Here is a 15,262-nt window from a genome sequence, read left to right as displayed (position 1 = left end):
TCTAACGGAGTGTTTATGGTAGTCAAAGTCCTGGTGGTGGACGATTCGGGGTTTTTCCGCCGCCGCGTCTCGGAAATTCTTTCAGCGGATCCGAACATCCAGGTTGTCGGTACGGCAACCAACGGAAAAGAGGCGATTGATCAGGCGCTGGCCCTCAAGCCAGACGTGATCACCATGGACTACGAGATGCCGATGATGGATGGCATCACGGCGGTGCGGCACATCATGCAGCGCTGCCCGACTCCGGTCTTGATGTTCTCCTCGCTGACGCACGAAGGCGCCCGGGTCACCCTGGATGCGCTGGATGCCGGTGCGGTGGATTTCCTGCCGAAGAATTTCGAAGACATCTCCCGCAACCCGGAGAAGGTCAAGCAACTGCTGTGCGAAAAGATCCTGAGCATTTCGCGCAGTAACCGTCGCGCCAATACCTACAGTGCCCCGGCCCCGGCCCCGGCCCCGGTGGCCGCGCCTGCACCGGCGCCTTCGAGCACCAGCAGCTACGGCAGCACGTATGGCAGCAGCGCGCCTGCGCGTCCGGCACCGGCACCTTTGCCGACCCGTGCGCCAGCGTCTACCGGCCCGTCGTCGCCCGCACCGAAACGCAAAGCCTACAAACTGGTGGCCATCGGTACGTCCACCGGCGGCCCGGTTGCGCTGCAACGGGTCTTGACCCAATTGCCGGCCAACTTCCCGGCGCCGATCGTGCTGATCCAGCACATGCCGGCAGCCTTCACCAAGGCCTTCGCCGAACGCCTCGACAAGCTGTGCCGCATCAACGTCAAGGAAGCCGAGGATGGCGACATCCTGCGTCCTGGCCTGGCGCTGCTGGCTCCGGGTGGCAAGCAAATGATGATCGATGGCCGTGGCGCGGTGAAAATCCTGCCGGGCGACGAGCGTCTGAACTACAAACCGTGCGTGGACATCACGTTCGGTTCGGCGGCCAAATCCTACGGTGACAAAGTTCTGGCGGTCGTGTTGACCGGCATGGGCGCCGACGGTCGTGAAGGCGCGCGCCTGCTCAAGCAGGGCGGCAGTGCGATCTGGGCCCAGGATGAAGCCAGTTGCGTGATCTACGGCATGCCGATGGCCATCGTCAAAGCTGACCTCGCGGACGCGATTTACAGCCTGGACGACATTGGCAAGCACCTGGTCGAGGCTTGTATCTGATGGATGTACTGAGCCTTATCGGGATCATCATGGCGTTTGTCGCCATCATTGGCGGCAACTACCTTGAAGGCGGTCACCTCGGCGCATTGGCTAACGGCCCGGCGGCGTTGATCGTGATCGGTGGGACCGTCGGTGCGGCGCTGTTGCAATCGCCGATGAGCGCATTCAAGCGCGCCATGCAGATCCTTGCCTGGATTCTGTTTCCACCGCGTGTGGATCTGGCCGGTGGCGTCGATCGTGTAGTGAACTGGAGCCTTACCGCTCGCAAGGAAGGCCTGCTCGGTCTGGAAGGGGTGGCTGACGCCGAACCGGACAACTACTCGCGCAAAGGCCTGCAATTGCTGGTGGACGGCGCCGAGCCGGAAGCGATTCGCAGCATCCTGGAAGTGGATTTCTACACCCAGGAGAGCCGCGACATCGAAGCGGCGAAAGTCTTTGAAAGCATGGGCGGCTACGCGCCGACCATCGGCATCATCGGTGCGGTCATGGGCCTGATCCATGTCATGGGTAACCTCGCCGATCCATCGCAACTGGGCAGCGGCATTGCCGTGGCATTCGTCGCGACCATCTACGGTGTGGCCAGTGCCAACCTGGTGTTGCTGCCGGTCGCGGCCAAGCTCAAGTCCATCGCGTTGCGCCAGTCGCGTTATCGCGAAATGTTGTTGGAAGGGATTCTGTCGATCGCCGAAGGTGAAAACCCTCGCTCTATTGAGTTGAAGCTTCAGGGCTTCATGGATTGATGGGAGTAACGGAATATGGCTCGTCGCCGGCAACCTGAAGAACACGTCAATCACGAACGCTGGCTGGTGTCCTACGCGGACTTCATTACTCTGCTGTTTGCGTTCTTCGTGGTCATGTACTCGATCTCCTCGATCAACGAGGGCAAGTACAAAGTCATCTCGGAAGCGTTGATCGGCGTGTTCACGGACTCGGACCGCGCGCTCAAGCCGATCCCCATCGGTGAAGAACGGCCGGTGACCGTGACCCCGGCCAAGCCGCTGGTCAAGGACAGTGAGCAGGTTGACGCCGGTATCTCCGGTGCCAGCGATCCTTTGAAAAGCATCGCCGATGACATCAGCGCCGCGTTCGGCGACTTGATCAAATCCAATCAGATGACCGTGCGCGGCAACGAGTTGTGGGTCGAGATCGAACTTAACTCCAGCCTGTTATTCACCAGCGGCGATGCGATGCCCAGCGACATGGCGTTCAACATCATCGACAAGGTTGCGGGGATCCTGAAGCCGTTCGACAACCCGATCCACGTCGAAGGCTTTACCGACGATCAACCGATCCGCACTTCGCAGTACCCGACCAACTGGGAACTGTCTTCGGCCCGTTCGGCGAGCATCGTGCGCATGCTGGCGATGCAGGGTGTGAACCCCGGGCGCCTGGCGTCGGTGGGCTACGGTGAATTCCAGCCAGTGGCCAATAACGCCACCGCTGAAGGCCGTGCGCGCAACCGTCGGGTGGTACTGGTTGTTTCGCGAAATCTCGATGTACGCCGCAGCCTGACGGGCACCGGAACCGCGAATGCGAAACCGGATGCCGCGTTGAAGCGTGCTGGCACACAAACTGCACCGACCCCGGTCAAGTCGCCGGGACGAGAGAGCGCCGTCAATTCTCCGTCACCCGCATTAACACATTGAGCTATTTCTCGGTCGAGCTGATCGACCGGGAGGAACAATCCGAATGAGAGTCTGGGCAGTTGCCAATCAAAAGGGTGGTGTTGGTAAAACCACTTCCTCTATCGCTTTAGCCGGGTTACTGGCCGAGGCGGGCAAGCGCGTGGTCATGGTGGACCTTGACCCGCACGGCTCGATGACCAGCTATTTCGGCTACGACCCCGACAGCCTGGAACACAGCAGCTACGACCTGTTCCTGCACAAGGGCAGCGTGCCCCAGGGCTTGCCCGGCCAGTTGTTGATGCCCACCAGTCACGAGAATATTTCCCTGCTGCCGTCGAGCACCGCGCTGGCGACCCTTGAGCGTCAGTCGCCGGGCCAGAGTGGCCTTGGCCTGGTGATCGCCAAGAGTCTGGCGCAATTGTGGCAAGACTTCGATTACGCGGTGATCGACAGCCCGCCGTTGCTTGGCTTGTTGATGGTCAACGCCCTGGCCGCGAGCCAGCAGTTGGTGATCCCGGTGCAGACCGAGCACCTGGCCGTCAAAGGCCTGGAACGCATGGTCAACACCCTGGCGATGATCAACCGCTCACGCAAACAGGCGTTGCCATTCACTATCGTCCCGACTCTGTTCGACCGCCGCACTCAAGCGTCCCTCGGGACGTTGCGCGTATTGCGCGACAAGTACCCGGAAGAAATCTGGCAAGGCTACATCCCGGTGGATACTCGCCTGCGTGATGCGAGCCGCGCCGGTGTCACGCCTTCGCAATTCGACGGCAAGAGTCGCGGTGTTCTCGCCTATCGCGCGCTGCTCAAGCATCTGCTGACCGCACAACTTGTCCCGGCGGTGGCCTGATGAACCCATTACCTGTAGGAGCGAGGCTTGCCCGCGAAGGCAACACCTCGGTCTTAACCAATAATCCGCGTTATCGTTCTTCGCGGGCAAGCCTCGCTCCTACACGGGCGGTGTTTGCATGAACCGCCCGGTAAAAACCACTTCGCGTCCACAATTGGCGCTCCAGTCTTATCTGGACAACCTGTTGATGGAGGCGACTGAAGAGTTGCCGCAGGAAGTCGAAGCGGTGGCGCAAGTCATCGAGGTCGTTGAAACGGTCGAGGTCGAGGCCGCGCTGGACGAGTTCCAGTTGGCCGTGCTCGAAGAACAGGCGCGTGATGCACGCCCGGCGCCTGCCATTGCGGCGCCAGTGGTTGCGCCGGTCGTTGAGAAAGCACCGCTCGCTGTGATCGAAGCCCCGGCACCGATCCTCGCGCCAGTCTCGACCATCGCGCCATTGCTGCAAGCCTTGGTCCCTCCGGTGGTTGAAGTCCACTTGCCGCCGAGCAACACGCCGCCACCGGTGGAAACCGATGGTCGTCCGTCCTGGGCCGCCGAGCCGTTCGAATGCCTGTTGTTCGACGTTGCTGGGCTGACCCTGGCCGTGCCGCTGGTGTGCCTGGGTTCGATTTATTCCCTGGCCGGTCACGAGCTGACGCCGTTGTTCGGTCAGCCGGAATGGTTCCTCGGGATCCTGCCGAGCCAGGCCGGCAATCTGAAGGTGCTGGATACCGCGCGCTGGGTCATGCCGGATCGTTATCGCGATGACTTCCGCCAGGGCCTGCAATACGTTATTTCGGTGCAGGGCTACGAGTGGGGGCTGGCGGTGCATCAGGTCAGCCGCTCGTTGCGCCTGGACCCGAACGAAATCAAATGGAGAAGTCACCGAGGTCAGCGGCCATGGCTCGCCGGCACGGTGATTGAGCACATGTGTGCATTGCTGGACGTTTCCGCACTGGCCGAGCTGATCGCCAGCGGCGGAGCAAAGCACATGGGCAGCAGCAAGCCGCTACACAAACCGACATAGCTGCCGACATAACAAGTATGCGACGGCGTTGTTGAACGCCGCCAACAGAACACACACCGCCAGAAGCGGTTTTTCGAGGGGTCAGGGTATGAGTAATCAAGCGACGAATGCAAAAGGTTCTGAAGATCCGATCCTGCAATGGGTAACCTTCAAACTGGACAATGAAACCTACGGCATCAACGTGATGCGCGTTCAGGAAGTCCTGCGTTACACCGAAATCGCCCCGGTCCCGGGTGCCCCGAGCTACGTGCTGGGCATCATCAACCTGCGTGGCAACGTGGTCACCGTGATCGACACCCGTCAGCGCTTCGGCCTGATGAACGCCGAGATCAGCGACAACACCCGTATCGTCATCATCGAAGCCGACAAACAAGTCGTCGGGATCATGGTCGATAGCGTCGCCGAAGTGGTTTACCTGCGTCAGTCGGAAATCGAGACCGCGCCGAACGTCGGTAACGAAGAATCCGCCAAGTTCATTCAGGGCGTATGCAACAAGAACAACGAACTCCTCATCCTGGTCGAACTCGACAAGATGATGAGCGAAGAAGAATGGTCGGATCTGGAGAACATCTGATTGATTCTTGAGGTTGCTGTCATTGTCCTGTTCCTGTTTTGGGCAGGCACGCTGGCGATGTTCCTGGCGTACATCCGCAGTCAGCGACTGATCGCGGCGCAACAGGCCGAGGGTGATGCGCTGCGCGATCAGCGCATCAAAGACCTGGCCAAGCGCGTCGACAATTACCAGAGCGGCAATGTGCGCATGGGTGAAGACCTGCACGAACTGCGCGCGGTGGTTTCGCCGTTGCCGGACAAACTGGCGCAGCTGGAACAACGCGACCCGTCGAGCCTGTCGTTTGCCCAGGCGGCGCGATTGGTGGGCATGGGCGCCACCGTTGATGAACTGACTCAGTCTTGCGGGTTGACCCAGGCTGAGGCGGAGTTGATGCGCAAGTTGCACAAGAACTGAGAAAGATCAAAAGATCGCAGCCTCGTTTTACTCGACAGCTCCTACAGGGTGTACGCAATCCCAATGTAGGAGCTGTCGAGTAAAACGAGGCTGCGATCTTTTGCATTCAACACACATCAATAATCATCCCCGCGATCAGTAATATCCTTCTCGACCATTGGCGCATTCGGATCCTGTCCCTCAGGAAACTTGCCCTTCAGGTTCCACGCAAACGCAATAATCTCCGCAATCGTGCGGTACAACTCTTCCGGAATACTGTCCCCCAACTCCATCTTCGCCAGCAGCCTCACCAGCTCGGGGTTTTCGTAGATCGGCACTTCGCATTCACGAGCAATCTTCAGAATGGCTTCGGCCAGTTCTTCGTCGCCCTTGGCGGTGAGGGTCGGGGCGTGGCTGCCGTCGTATTTGAGGGCGATGGCCTGGCGTGGGGCGTTGGGGTTTCTCATGCGGTTTCGTCGACCCAGCGTTGTTCGAGGCGGGTTTGCGCGCCTTGGGGAGGTGTGCCGAGGTGGCAATCCAGATCGCCGACGTTCAGGCCGGAAGCCAACAAGCGCTCGCGCAGGGCTGCCAGATTGCTTTCAATCAGGCTCGCGGTGTACGGCCGCTCGGCCCATAGCTGGCTGGATAGGCTGCCCTGGATCAACTGCGCCTGAACTTGCAGCGGGCCAAGCGGCTCCATGTCGAACGCCAACTCGACCCGCCACAGTTGCTGTTTCGGTTCGCGTTCTTCGCGGCGTTCGTTTTGCTGCTGTTTTTCCGGAGCCTCTTCGCGCTGGAACTTGACCTGCAACGGCACGATGTCCTGCATGTTGCGCATCGGGATTTCCAGCTGCCAAGTGCTCATCAGCCGGCCATCGTCGGTGACGCCGGTTTGTTCCAGGCTCGACAGTTGATGGCTTTGCAGGCGCGAAACCGCCGCAGCGGCCAAGCGTAATAGATGCTCAAGATCGCCTTCACCGTCCTGGCTCTGCAACAACCGGTCGGGCAGCGGAAAACTGGTGGGGGATGGCTTGGCGCTGACCTGACCGAGCATGCCCAACGCGCTGCGCACAAAACTCGGCATCGCCTGGGCCAGGGTGTTGGCGGCGATGACGGCGCCGAGATTGGTGTTGGGCGGGGTCAGTTGCGCGATCAGCTTGAGCAGGTCGGCCTTCATGTCCGGGGCCAGCGTTGGGGTCTGGCCGGTCAGCAATTTCGTTTCGAGGAACAGGCCGCTGTTGGCCAACGCCAAGGCGAGGCCCTTGGGCGTGCTCAGTTGCTGCACGTCCGGCAGACCAGCGAGCAATTTGTTCACTGCGGCTTGCAGGTCGGCGGAGGTTTCGTCGGACTGCGGCAGGTTCTGCAAGGCGCTGAGCAAGCCGTCCAGCGAACCCTGGCGGCTCTGCTGGGTGGTCAGTTGCTGCGAGACCGCCAACTGGTCCTGGCGATTGCTCAGCGGCAGGAATTTCAATGTCTGCGTGTCCTGCACCAGGGCGCTCAGCAAGGTGCCGATGCGCAGCGGTTGCGGGCTGTCGATGGTCAACGTGCTGCCGCTCAGCGCGGTGTTGAGCAGGCTCACCATTGAACGAAAAACGCTCGGTTGCCCCGGCGTCTGCGGCAATACCTGCGAGGTCAGCACTTTGCCTTGCAGCAACGTGCCGACCGGCAGTTGCGCGGTGTCGATGCGGGTGAGGGTGGCGACGCTGGAGGCAATCGCCTGTTGCACCGTAATCGCCAGGTTGCTGGCGGACGGCTGGGTAATCGCCAGGTTGGTGCCGGTGGGCAGCGGTTGCGTGCTGGTGGCCTGGACCGTGGTCTGGCGGCCGCCGTCGACGGTGACCTTGAGCAACAGTTGAAAAGTCTGATCGGCCTGCTTCAGCGACAGCACCTCGGCGCTGGCGGTCTGGCCGGCGCTGATCAGGCCCTCCATCGGCGTCAGCAGCTTGAGCAAGTCGCCACTGACCACCATCGGGCGCGTGGCCGTCGGTGTGGTCTGGGGGACCGGGAGGATGTTCATTTCGCCTGTCATACGCGGTCACAACCTTCGGAAAATGCGCTCTTTAGAGTAAGGCATGGCATGTATAATGCCGCCCGTCTTTGAGAGAGCGGTGAAAACATTGCAATTGTTTTGACGCAGCTCTCTAAAACCGGCCGCCAATGCATCTATGCTGCATCTCTTTAGCGGCCGCGCCACTGCCGACTTGAACCGCCGACTTGAAACGTAAAGGCCCAGTGATCTCTTGACCAGTCCAGTCCTTCAAACCGTCGATCTCGCCTGTGAGCGAGACCTTCGGCTGCTCTTCGAAAATCTCGAATTGAGACTGTCCAGTGGCGAAATGGTGCAGATCAGCGGCCCTAATGGCAGTGGCAAGACCAGTTTATTGCGCTTGTTGTCCGGGCTGATGCAACCGACCGCCGGTCAAGTCTTGCTCAATGGCCAGCCGTTGCACGAGCAACGCAGCGAACTGGCCCGCAACCTGTTGTGGATCGGACATGCCGCCGGGATCAAGGATTTGCTGACCCCGGAAGAAAACCTTAGCTGGCTTTGCGCCTTGCACCAACCGGCGAGCCACGAAGCGATCTGGCAAGCGCTGGCGGCTGTCGGGCTGCGCGGTTTCGAGGATGTGCCTTGCCACACCTTGTCCGCCGGTCAGCAACGCCGCGTGGCGCTGGCACGGCTTTACCTCGACAGTCCACCGCTGTGGATTCTCGACGAACCCTTCACCGCGCTCGATAAGCAGGGCGTGGCGCAACTCGAAGAACACCTGGCCGGCCACTGCGAGCGGGGCGGCATGGTGATTCTGACCACCCACCACACGCTGACTCGCATGCCGGCCGGCTATCGCGACATTGATCTGGGGAACTGGGCCGTATGAGTGTTTTCGGCCTGTTGGTCGCCCGTGAGGCTCGCTTGTTGTTTCGCCGTCCGGCAGAGCTGGCCAATCCGCTGGTATTCTTCGCCATCGTGGTGTCGTTGTTCCCGTTGGCGGTCGGACCCGAGTCTCAATTGTTGCAAACCTTGTCTCCGGGACTGGTCTGGGTGGCGGCGCTTTTATCGGTCCTGCTCTCGCTGGACGGGCTCTTCCGCAGTGATTTCGAAGACGGATCGCTTGAACAGTGGGTCCTTTCGCCGCACCCCCTGGCTCTTCTGGTTTTGGCCAAGGTACTGGCACACTGGGCCTTCTCCGGCCTGGCACTGGTTTTGCTCGCTCCACTACTGGCGTTGATGCTCGGTTTGCCTGCCGCTTGTCTGCCGGTGTTGCTGCTTTCGTTATTGCTGGGTACACCGGTGCTGAGCCTGCTCGGTGCGGTGGGCGCAGCACTGACGGTCGGATTGAAGCGTGGCGGCCTGTTGCTGGCGCTGCTGATTCTGCCGCTGTACATCCCGGTGTTGATTCTTGGCAGTGGCGCCTTGCAGGCAGCCTTGCAGGGCATGCCGGCGACCGGTTATCTCTTGTGGCTTGGTAGCCTGACCGCCCTGGCGATAACCCTGACACCTTTTGCAATAGCTGCTGGCCTGAAGATCAGCGTCGGCGAATAATGAGGTCTGGTTAAAATTTAACCAGTAAAGACCCTTGGCTCTTCAATAGCGAAGAGCACCCGTGATGGAAACAGTAATGAACTGGACCTGGTTTCATAAGCTCGGCTCGCCCAAATGGTTTTATGGCATCAGTGGCAAACTGCTGCCGTGGCTGAGCGTCGCGGCGTTGCTGCTGATTAGCGTCGGCGTGGTCTGGGGCCTGGCCTTCGCGCCACCGGACTACCAACAAGGCAACAGCTTTCGCATCATCTATATCCACGTTCCGGCCGCCATGCTGGCTCAGTCCTGCTATGTGATGCTGGCGGTGTGCGGTGTGGTCGGGCTGGTGTGGAAGATGAAACTGGCCGACGTCGCCTTGCAATGCGCGGCGCCGATTGGCGCCTGGATGACCGCCGTGGCGCTGGTCACCGGCGCGATTTGGGGCAAACCGACCTGGGGCTCTTGGTGGGTCTGGGATGCGCGACTTACGTCCATGCTTATTCTGCTGTTTCTGTACTTCGGTCTCATTGCGCTGGGCAACGCCATCAGCAATCGTGACAGTGCGGCCAAGGCCTGTGCGGTGCTGGCAATTGTCGGCGTGATCAACATTCCGATCATCAAATACTCGGTGGAGTGGTGGAACACCCTGCACCAGGGCGCGACGTTCACCCTCACTGAAAAACCGGCGATGCCCGCCGAGATGTGGCTACCGCTGTTGCTGACGGTGCTGGGTTTCTACTGTTTCTTCGGCGCGGTGCTGTTGCTGCGCATGCGTCTTGAAGTGCTCAAGCGCGAAGCCCGGGCGAGCTGGGTGAAAGCTGAAGTGCAGAACAGTCTGGAGGCCGTTCGATGAGTTTTGCTTCATTCGGCGACTTCCTCGCCATGGGCCATCATGCCCTGTATGTCTGGTCAGCCTACGGCATTTGCCTGGCGGTGCTGGTCCTCAACGTGGCGGCGCCGATCCTGGCCCGCAAGCGGTATCTGCAACAAGAGGCGCGTCGTTTGCGCCGGGAGAACGGCAAGTGAATCCGCTGCGCAAAAAGCGTCTTATCATCATTCTCGCGATCCTGGTCGGTGTCGGCGCCGCCGTCGGCCTGGCCCTGAGCGCCCTGCAGCAGAACATCAACCTGTTTTACACACCGACCCAGATCGCCAACGGCGAAGCGCCGCAAGACACGCGCATCCGCGCCGGCGGCATGGTCGAGAAGGGCTCGCTGCAACGCTCCGGTGATTCCCTGGACGTGAAATTCATCGTCACCGACTTCAATAAATCCGTGACCATCAGCTATCGCGGCATCCTCCCGGACCTGTTCCGTGAAGGGCAGGGCATCGTCGCCCTGGGCAAACTCAACGCTGACGGCGTGGTGGTGGCTGACGAGGTGCTGGCCAAGCACGACGAGAAATACATGCCGCCCGAAGTGACCAAGGCCCTGAAAGACAGCGGTCAGTCGGCGCCTACCCAAGCCAAGGAGGGTTGATGATGACCTCTGCACTGTTTATTCCCGAATTAGGCCAGTTGGCCATGATCCTGGCGCTGTGTTTCGCGCTGGTTCAGGCCGTGGTCCCGCTAATGGGCGCCTGGCGTGGCGACCGCTTGTGGATGAGCCTGGCGCAACCGGCGGCCTGGGGTCAGTTCGCGTTTCTGGTGTTTGCGTTCGGTTGCCTGACTTACGCTTTCATGACCGACGATTTCTCCGTCGCTTATGTGGCCAGCAACTCCAACAGCGCCTTGCCGTGGTACTACAAGTTCAGCGCAGTGTGGGGCGCCCACGAAGGTTCGTTGCTGCTGTGGGCCTTGATCCTCGGCGGCTGGACCTTTGCGGTGTCGGTGTTCTCCCGGCAGTTGCCGCAAGTCATGCTCGCCCGCGTACTCGCAGTGATGGGCATGATCAGCACCGGTTTCCTGATGTTCCTGATCCTGACCTCGAACCCGTTCGCGCGGATCCTGCCGCAGATCCCGGCGGACGGTCGTGACCTCAATCCATTGCTGCAAGACATCGGCCTGATCGTGCATCCGCCGATGCTGTACATGGGTTATGTCGGTTTCTCCGTGGCTTTCGCCTTCGCCATCGCCGCGCTGCTGGGCGGTCGACTTGATGCAGCGTGGGCGCGCTGGTCGCGTCCGTGGACCATCGTCGCCTGGGCCTTCCTCGGTATCGGCATCACGCTCGGTTCGTGGTGGGCGTACTACGAACTCGGCTGGGGCGGCTGGTGGTTCTGGGACCCGGTGGAAAACGCATCCTTCATGCCTTGGCTGGTCGGTACGGCGTTGATTCACTCGTTGGCCGTTACGGAAAAACGTGGCGTGTTCAAGAGCTGGACCGTGTTGCTGGCCATCGCGGCGTTCTCGTTGAGCCTGCTCGGGACCTTCCTCGTGCGTTCCGGCGTACTGACCTCGGTGCACGCGTTTGCCTCCGATCCTGAGCGCGGCGTTTTCATCCTGATCTTCCTACTGTTTGTGGTCGGCGGTTCGCTGACGCTGTTCGCCCTGCGCGCGCCGGTGGTCAAGAGCCATGTCGGCTTCAACCTCTGGTCCCGGGAAACCCTGTTGCTGGGTAACAACCTGGTGCTGGTGGTGGCGGCATCGATGATCCTGCTCGGCACCTTGTATCCGCTGATCCTCGATGCAATGACCGGCGCCAAGCTGTCCGTCGGCCCGCCGTACTTCAACGCGCTGTTCATTCCGTTGATGGCGTTGCTGATGGTGGTGATGGCGGTCGGCATGCTGGTGCGCTGGAAAGACACGCCGGTCAAATGGCTGGTGGGCATGCTGACCCCGGTATTGCTCGGCAGCGCCGCGCTGGCCGTGGTGGCTGGCGTTGCATACGGCGATTTCAACTGGGCAGTGATAGCGACGTTCATGCTCGCCGCGTGGGTGTTGCTGGCCGGCGTGCGCGACATTCTCGACAAGACCCGCCACAAAGGCCTGATCAAAGGCCTGCCGAGCCTGACCCGCAGCTATTGGGGCATGCAGGTTGCGCATTTGGGCATCGCCGTGTGCGCCCTCGGGGTCGTGTTGTCGAGCCAGAACAGTGCCGAGCGCGACTTGCGCCTGGCGCCGGGCGAGTCCATGGACCTGGCCGGTTACCACTTCATCTTCGAAGGCGCCAAGCACTTCGAAGGGCCGAACTTCACGTCCGACAAGGGCACCGTGCGGGTCATCCGCGACGGCAAGGAAGTCAGCGTGTTGCACCCGGAAAAACGTCTCTACACCGTGCAGAACTCGGTGATGACCGAAGCCGGGATCGACGCTGGTTTCACCCGTGATATCTACGTCGCCCTCGGCGAACCGCTGGGCGATGGCGCCTGGGCTGTGCGCGTGCACGTCAAGCCGTTCGTGCGCTGGATCTGGTTCGGCGGTTTGCTCACCGGTTTCGGCGGGTTGCTGGCAGCATTGGATCGGCGTTATCGGGTCAAGGTGAAAAGCCGCGTGCGTGAAGCGCTCGGCATGACGGGAGCCACTGCATGAGACGTTGGTTGATGCTGTTGCCACTGGCGATTTTTCTGGTGGTGGCTGTTTTCCTGTATCGCGGTCTGTACCTGGACCCGGCCGAGTTGCCTTCGGCGATGATCGGCAAGCCGTTCCCGGAGTTTTCCCTGCCAGCGGTCCAAGGCGACAAGACTCTGACGAAGGCTGACATCCTTGGTAAACCGGCGCTGGTCAACGTCTGGGGCACTTGGTGCATTTCCTGCCGGGTCGAGCACCCTGTGTTGAACAAACTGGCCGAGAAGGGCGTGGTGATCTACGGCATCAACTACAAGGACGTCAACGCCGATGCCTTGAAGTGGCTGGTGGAATTCCACAACCCGTACCAACTCGATATCCGCGACGACGAAGGCACCCTGGGCCTGAACCTCGGTGTGTACGGCGCGCCGGAAACCTTCTTCATCGACGCCAAGGGCATCATCCGCGACAAGTACGTCGGCGTGATTGACGAACAGGTCTGGCGCGAAAAACTGGCGGCCAAGTATCAGGCGCTGGTCGATGAGGCCAAGCCATGAAGCGCTGGATCGCTGCCGCTGTATTGGGCTTGAGCATGGCCGGCGTGGCGCACGCGGCCATCGATACCTACGAGTTCGCCAAAGAAGGCGACCGTGAGCGTTTCCGCGAGCTGACCAAAGAGCTGCGTTGCCCCAAGTGCCAGAATCAGGACATTGCCGATTCCAACGCCCCGATCGCTGCCGACCTGCGCAAAGAGATTTTTCGCATGCTCGGCGAGGGCAAGGACAACCAGCAGATCATCGATTTCATGGTGGATCGCTACGGTGATTTCGTCCGCTACAAACCCGCTCTGAACGCCAAGACAGCCTTGCTCTGGTTCGGCCCCGCCGGCCTGTTGCTGGGCGGCTTCGTGGTTATCGCCGTGATCGTCCGCCGTCGTCGCGTGCAACGCGCTGACACCCCGGACACGCTTTCTGCCGAGGAGCGTGAGCGCCTCGACCACCTGTTGGAAAAAAACCAAGAATGATTGATTTCTGGCTCGCTGCAGGTCTGCTACTTCTGGTTGCCCTGAGTTTTCTGTTGATCCCGGTTTTGCGCGTTCGTCGCGCTCAACTCGAAGAGGATCGTACTGCCCTGAACGTCGCGCTGTATCAAGAGCGCGTGGCTGAGTTGCAGACTCAGCAGGAAGAGGGCGTGCTCGACGCCGCGCAAATGGACAGCGGTCGCGCGGAAGCAGCGCGTGAGTTGCTGGCCGACACCGAAGGCGTTGCCGCGCCGCGTGTGTCTCGCCTGGGCAAATCGTTGCCGTTACTGGCCGCGATCCTGGTGCCGGTGTTGGGCCTTGGCCTGTACCTGCATTTCGGTGCCAGCGATAAAGTCGAACTGACCCGGGAATTCTCCCAGGCACCGCAGTCGATGGAAGAAATGACCCATCGCCTGGAGCGTGCGGTTGCGGCTCAACCGGACTCGGCGGAAGGCTTGTACTTCCTCGGTCGCACCTACATGGCTCAGGATCGTCCGGCCGACGCGGCGAAGATTTTCGAGCGCACGGTGAACCTTGCCGGTCGCCAACCGGAACTGCTCGGCCAATGGGCTCAGGCCCAGTACTTCGCCGATGGCAAGAAGTGGTCGGACAAGATCCAGGCCCTGACCGACGAAGCGCTGAAAGCCGATCCGAAAGAAGTCACCAGCCTTGGCCTGCTCGGCATCGCCGCGTTTGAAGCCCAGCGCTATCAGGACGCCATCGACTACTGGAATCGTCTGCTGGCGCAATTGCCGCCGGACGACAATTCCCGTGGCGCACTGCAGGGCGGGATTGCCCGGGCCACCGAGAAACTCGAAGCCAGCGGCGGCAAGGTTGTCCAAGCGCCGGCCACTAAAGGCGCGTTGCTCAAGGTGCGTGTGGACCTCGCAGCCGACCTGAAAGGCAAGGTGCAACCGGGCGACAGCGTATTCATCTTCGCCCGCGCCACCTCAGGTCCTCCGGCGCCATTGGCGGCCAAACGCATGACCGTGGCTGACCTGCCGGCCACCGTCGAACTGGGCGATGCCGATGCAATGATGCCGCAGTTGAAACTGTCGAACTTCCCTGAAGTCCAACTGGTTGCACGCATCTCCCGCGCCGGCCAACCGACTACCGGCGAATGGATCGGTCGCAGCCAGCCCCTGGCCAGCAGCACCACCGCGCAGCAGCAACTGACCATCGACAGCCCGGATAAATAACAGGAAGCGCCTACATGACCGCCATCGCTCGTATCACCCTGCTCAGTCTCGTCCTGGGGTTAAGCGCTTGTGCGGTCCAACGGCCACCGCAACAGACCCTGCCGCCGATCCCGCCGTCGCAACCCCGCCCAACGCCGTCCACGACTCCAAGCCCGAGCAAGCCAAGCATCCCGGCCAAACCCGCCAAACCGCTGCCCCGCACCTCCGCCAGCTTCGCCCCGCCACCGGGTGGCAACAGCCATTGGGATGCGAAGATGGGCGTCTACGTCCTCGACGACCAACCCAACACCTTCTACCGCCAGCGCACCTACTACCGCTGGAACAACGGCTGGAGCCGCTCCATCAGCCCGAACGGCCCGTGGGAAGACACCGACATCCACGGCGTGCCAGGTGGGTTGGGCAGACAGTTTGGGGAATGAATGAAAACGGCGATCTTCGGATCGCCGTTTTGCTGTCTGGAGTTCGAAAAGATCGCAGCCT

19 protein-coding genes are annotated in these 15,262 nt (G+C 61.0%); 17 read left to right on the top strand and 2 right to left on the bottom strand.

Annotated elements, in window-relative coordinates; genetic code table 11:
* The first annotated feature begins 15 nt into the window (after positions 1–15).
* From NK667_RS19125 to NK667_RS19095, 7 genes are all read left to right on the top strand, one after another.
* On the top strand, positions 16–1,167 hold the full coding sequence (locus tag NK667_RS19125; RefSeq protein WP_054615748.1) for a protein-glutamate methylesterase/protein-glutamine glutaminase: 1,152 nt from the start codon (positions 16–18) through the stop codon (positions 1,165–1,167).
* Positions 1,167–1,907, top strand: coding sequence for a flagellar motor protein (locus tag NK667_RS19120; protein ID WP_054049369.1), 741 nt, complete (start codon positions 1,167–1,169; stop codon positions 1,905–1,907). The genes NK667_RS19125 and NK667_RS19120 overlap by 1 nt, the downstream gene beginning before the upstream one ends.
* Positions 1,908–1,922: 15 nt before the next feature.
* Positions 1,923–2,813: a flagellar motor protein MotD gene (motD, locus tag NK667_RS19115; protein ID WP_054049371.1), complete on the top strand. Its 891-nt coding sequence runs from the start codon at positions 1,923–1,925 to the stop codon at positions 2,811–2,813.
* 43 nt (positions 2,814–2,856) lie between these two features.
* Positions 2,857–3,645 carry a ParA family protein gene (locus NK667_RS19110; protein ID WP_054049373.1) on the top strand — a complete coding sequence of 263 codons (789 nt, stop codon included), beginning with the start codon at positions 2,857–2,859 and terminating at the stop codon, positions 3,643–3,645.
* Positions 3,646–3,763: 118 nt separating this feature from the next.
* Positions 3,764–4,651 carry a CheW domain-containing protein gene (locus NK667_RS19105; RefSeq protein WP_054615747.1) on the top strand — a complete coding sequence of 296 codons (888 nt, stop codon included), beginning with the start codon at positions 3,764–3,766 and terminating at the stop codon, positions 4,649–4,651.
* An 88-nt stretch (positions 4,652–4,739) separates the two neighbouring features.
* Complete coding sequence (locus tag NK667_RS19100) at positions 4,740–5,225, top strand: chemotaxis protein CheW (protein WP_008155806.1); 486 nt, start codon at positions 4,740–4,742, stop codon at positions 5,223–5,225.
* Entirely contained in the window at positions 5,226–5,618 is a 393-nt protein-coding gene (locus NK667_RS19095) for a DUF2802 domain-containing protein (protein WP_054049377.1), read from the top strand. It abuts the gene before it with no gap.
* 116 nt (positions 5,619–5,734) lie between these two features.
* On the opposite strand, the gene NK667_RS19090 is transcribed toward NK667_RS19095, so the two are convergent.
* Positions 5,735–6,064, bottom strand: a complete 330-nt coding sequence (locus tag NK667_RS19090; protein ID WP_054049380.1) for an EscU/YscU/HrcU family type III secretion system export apparatus switch protein — start codon at positions 6,062–6,064, stop codon at positions 5,735–5,737.
* Entirely contained in the window at positions 6,061–7,626 is a 1,566-nt protein-coding gene (gene fliK, locus NK667_RS19085; protein ID WP_054615746.1) for a flagellar hook-length control protein FliK, read from the bottom strand. The genes NK667_RS19090 and fliK overlap by 4 nt, the downstream gene beginning before the upstream one ends.
* 211 nt (positions 7,627–7,837) lie before the next feature.
* On the opposite strand from fliK, the gene ccmA reads away from it, so the two are divergent.
* From ccmA to NK667_RS19035, 10 genes are all read left to right on the top strand, one after another.
* The gene (ccmA, locus tag NK667_RS19080; protein ID WP_054615745.1) at positions 7,838–8,473 is read left to right on the top strand and encodes a cytochrome c biogenesis heme-transporting ATPase CcmA; all 636 of its coding nucleotides are present in this window, start codon (positions 7,838–7,840) and stop codon (positions 8,471–8,473) included.
* Positions 8,470–9,138: a heme exporter protein CcmB gene (ccmB, locus tag NK667_RS19075; RefSeq protein WP_007980754.1), complete on the top strand. Its 669-nt coding sequence runs from the start codon at positions 8,470–8,472 to the stop codon at positions 9,136–9,138. Before ccmA ends, ccmB begins: the two co-directional genes overlap by 4 nt.
* A 76-nt stretch (positions 9,139–9,214) precedes the next feature.
* Entirely contained in the window at positions 9,215–9,970 is a 756-nt protein-coding gene (locus NK667_RS19070) for a heme ABC transporter permease (RefSeq protein WP_054049385.1), read from the top strand.
* Positions 9,967–10,143: a heme exporter protein CcmD gene (ccmD, locus tag NK667_RS19065; RefSeq protein WP_027922383.1), complete on the top strand. Its 177-nt coding sequence runs from the start codon at positions 9,967–9,969 to the stop codon at positions 10,141–10,143. The genes NK667_RS19070 and ccmD overlap by 4 nt, the downstream gene beginning before the upstream one ends.
* Entirely contained in the window at positions 10,140–10,595 is a 456-nt protein-coding gene (ccmE, locus tag NK667_RS19060; RefSeq protein WP_054615744.1) for a cytochrome c maturation protein CcmE, read from the top strand. The genes ccmD and ccmE overlap by 4 nt, the downstream gene beginning before the upstream one ends.
* Positions 10,596–10,597: 2 nt before the next feature.
* Positions 10,598–12,586, top strand: coding sequence for a heme lyase CcmF/NrfE family subunit (locus NK667_RS19055; protein ID WP_054049389.1), 1,989 nt, complete (start codon positions 10,598–10,600; stop codon positions 12,584–12,586).
* Positions 12,583–13,119, top strand: a complete 537-nt coding sequence (locus NK667_RS19050) for a DsbE family thiol:disulfide interchange protein (protein ID WP_054615743.1) — start codon at positions 12,583–12,585, stop codon at positions 13,117–13,119. The genes NK667_RS19055 and NK667_RS19050 overlap by 4 nt, the downstream gene beginning before the upstream one ends.
* Positions 13,116–13,586: a cytochrome c-type biogenesis protein gene (locus NK667_RS19045; RefSeq protein WP_054049393.1), complete on the top strand. Its 471-nt coding sequence runs from the start codon at positions 13,116–13,118 to the stop codon at positions 13,584–13,586. Before NK667_RS19050 ends, NK667_RS19045 begins: the two co-directional genes overlap by 4 nt.
* On the top strand, positions 13,583–14,782 hold the full coding sequence (gene ccmI / locus NK667_RS19040; protein WP_054615742.1) for a c-type cytochrome biogenesis protein CcmI: 1,200 nt from the start codon (positions 13,583–13,585) through the stop codon (positions 14,780–14,782). The genes NK667_RS19045 and ccmI overlap by 4 nt, the downstream gene beginning before the upstream one ends.
* A gap of 14 nt (positions 14,783–14,796) precedes the next feature.
* The gene (locus NK667_RS19035) at positions 14,797–15,201 is read left to right on the top strand and encodes a hypothetical protein (protein ID WP_054049397.1); all 405 of its coding nucleotides are present in this window, start codon (positions 14,797–14,799) and stop codon (positions 15,199–15,201) included.
* The last annotated feature ends 61 nt before the right edge of the window (positions 15,202–15,262 follow it).

Source organism: Pseudomonas nunensis (assembly GCF_024296925.1).
GTDB lineage: Bacteria > Pseudomonadota > Gammaproteobacteria > Pseudomonadales > Pseudomonadaceae > Aquipseudomonas > Aquipseudomonas nunensis.
The sequence above is the reverse complement of the archived record's forward strand: the minus strand, read 5'-3'. Positions and strand labels throughout refer to the sequence as shown.

What these genes read in the sequence shown, in the direction of transcription:
- NK667_RS19125 (WP_054615748.1), top strand. Translation starts at nt 16, where the DNA reads ATGGTAGTCAAAGTCCTGGTGGTGGACGATTCGGGGTTTTTCCGCCGC.
- NK667_RS19120 (WP_054049369.1), top strand. Translation starts at nt 1,167, where the DNA reads ATGGATGTACTGAGCCTTATCGGGATCATCATGGCGTTTGTCGCCATC.
- motD (WP_054049371.1), top strand. Translation starts at nt 1,923, where the DNA reads ATGGCTCGTCGCCGGCAACCTGAAGAACACGTCAATCACGAACGCTGG.
- NK667_RS19110 (WP_054049373.1), top strand. Translation starts at nt 2,857, where the DNA reads ATGAGAGTCTGGGCAGTTGCCAATCAAAAGGGTGGTGTTGGTAAAACC.
- NK667_RS19105 (WP_054615747.1), top strand. Translation starts at nt 3,764, where the DNA reads ATGAACCGCCCGGTAAAAACCACTTCGCGTCCACAATTGGCGCTCCAG.
- NK667_RS19100 (WP_008155806.1), top strand. Translation starts at nt 4,740, where the DNA reads ATGAGTAATCAAGCGACGAATGCAAAAGGTTCTGAAGATCCGATCCTG.
- NK667_RS19090 (WP_054049380.1), bottom strand. Translation starts at nt 6,064, where the DNA reads ATGAGAAACCCCAACGCCCCACGCCAGGCCATCGCCCTCAAATACGAC.
- fliK (WP_054615746.1), bottom strand. Translation starts at nt 7,626, where the DNA reads ATGACAGGCGAAATGAACATCCTCCCGGTCCCCCAGACCACACCGACG.
- ccmB (WP_007980754.1), top strand. Translation starts at nt 8,470, where the DNA reads ATGAGTGTTTTCGGCCTGTTGGTCGCCCGTGAGGCTCGCTTGTTGTTT.
- NK667_RS19070 (WP_054049385.1), top strand. Translation starts at nt 9,215, where the DNA reads ATGAACTGGACCTGGTTTCATAAGCTCGGCTCGCCCAAATGGTTTTAT.
- ccmD (WP_027922383.1), top strand. Translation starts at nt 9,967, where the DNA reads ATGAGTTTTGCTTCATTCGGCGACTTCCTCGCCATGGGCCATCATGCC.
- NK667_RS19055 (WP_054049389.1), top strand. Translation starts at nt 10,598, where the DNA reads ATGACCTCTGCACTGTTTATTCCCGAATTAGGCCAGTTGGCCATGATC.
- NK667_RS19050 (WP_054615743.1), top strand. Translation starts at nt 12,583, where the DNA reads ATGAGACGTTGGTTGATGCTGTTGCCACTGGCGATTTTTCTGGTGGTG.
- NK667_RS19045 (WP_054049393.1), top strand. Translation starts at nt 13,116, where the DNA reads ATGAAGCGCTGGATCGCTGCCGCTGTATTGGGCTTGAGCATGGCCGGC.
- ccmI (WP_054615742.1), top strand. Translation starts at nt 13,583, where the DNA reads ATGATTGATTTCTGGCTCGCTGCAGGTCTGCTACTTCTGGTTGCCCTG.
- NK667_RS19035 (WP_054049397.1), top strand. Translation starts at nt 14,797, where the DNA reads ATGACCGCCATCGCTCGTATCACCCTGCTCAGTCTCGTCCTGGGGTTA.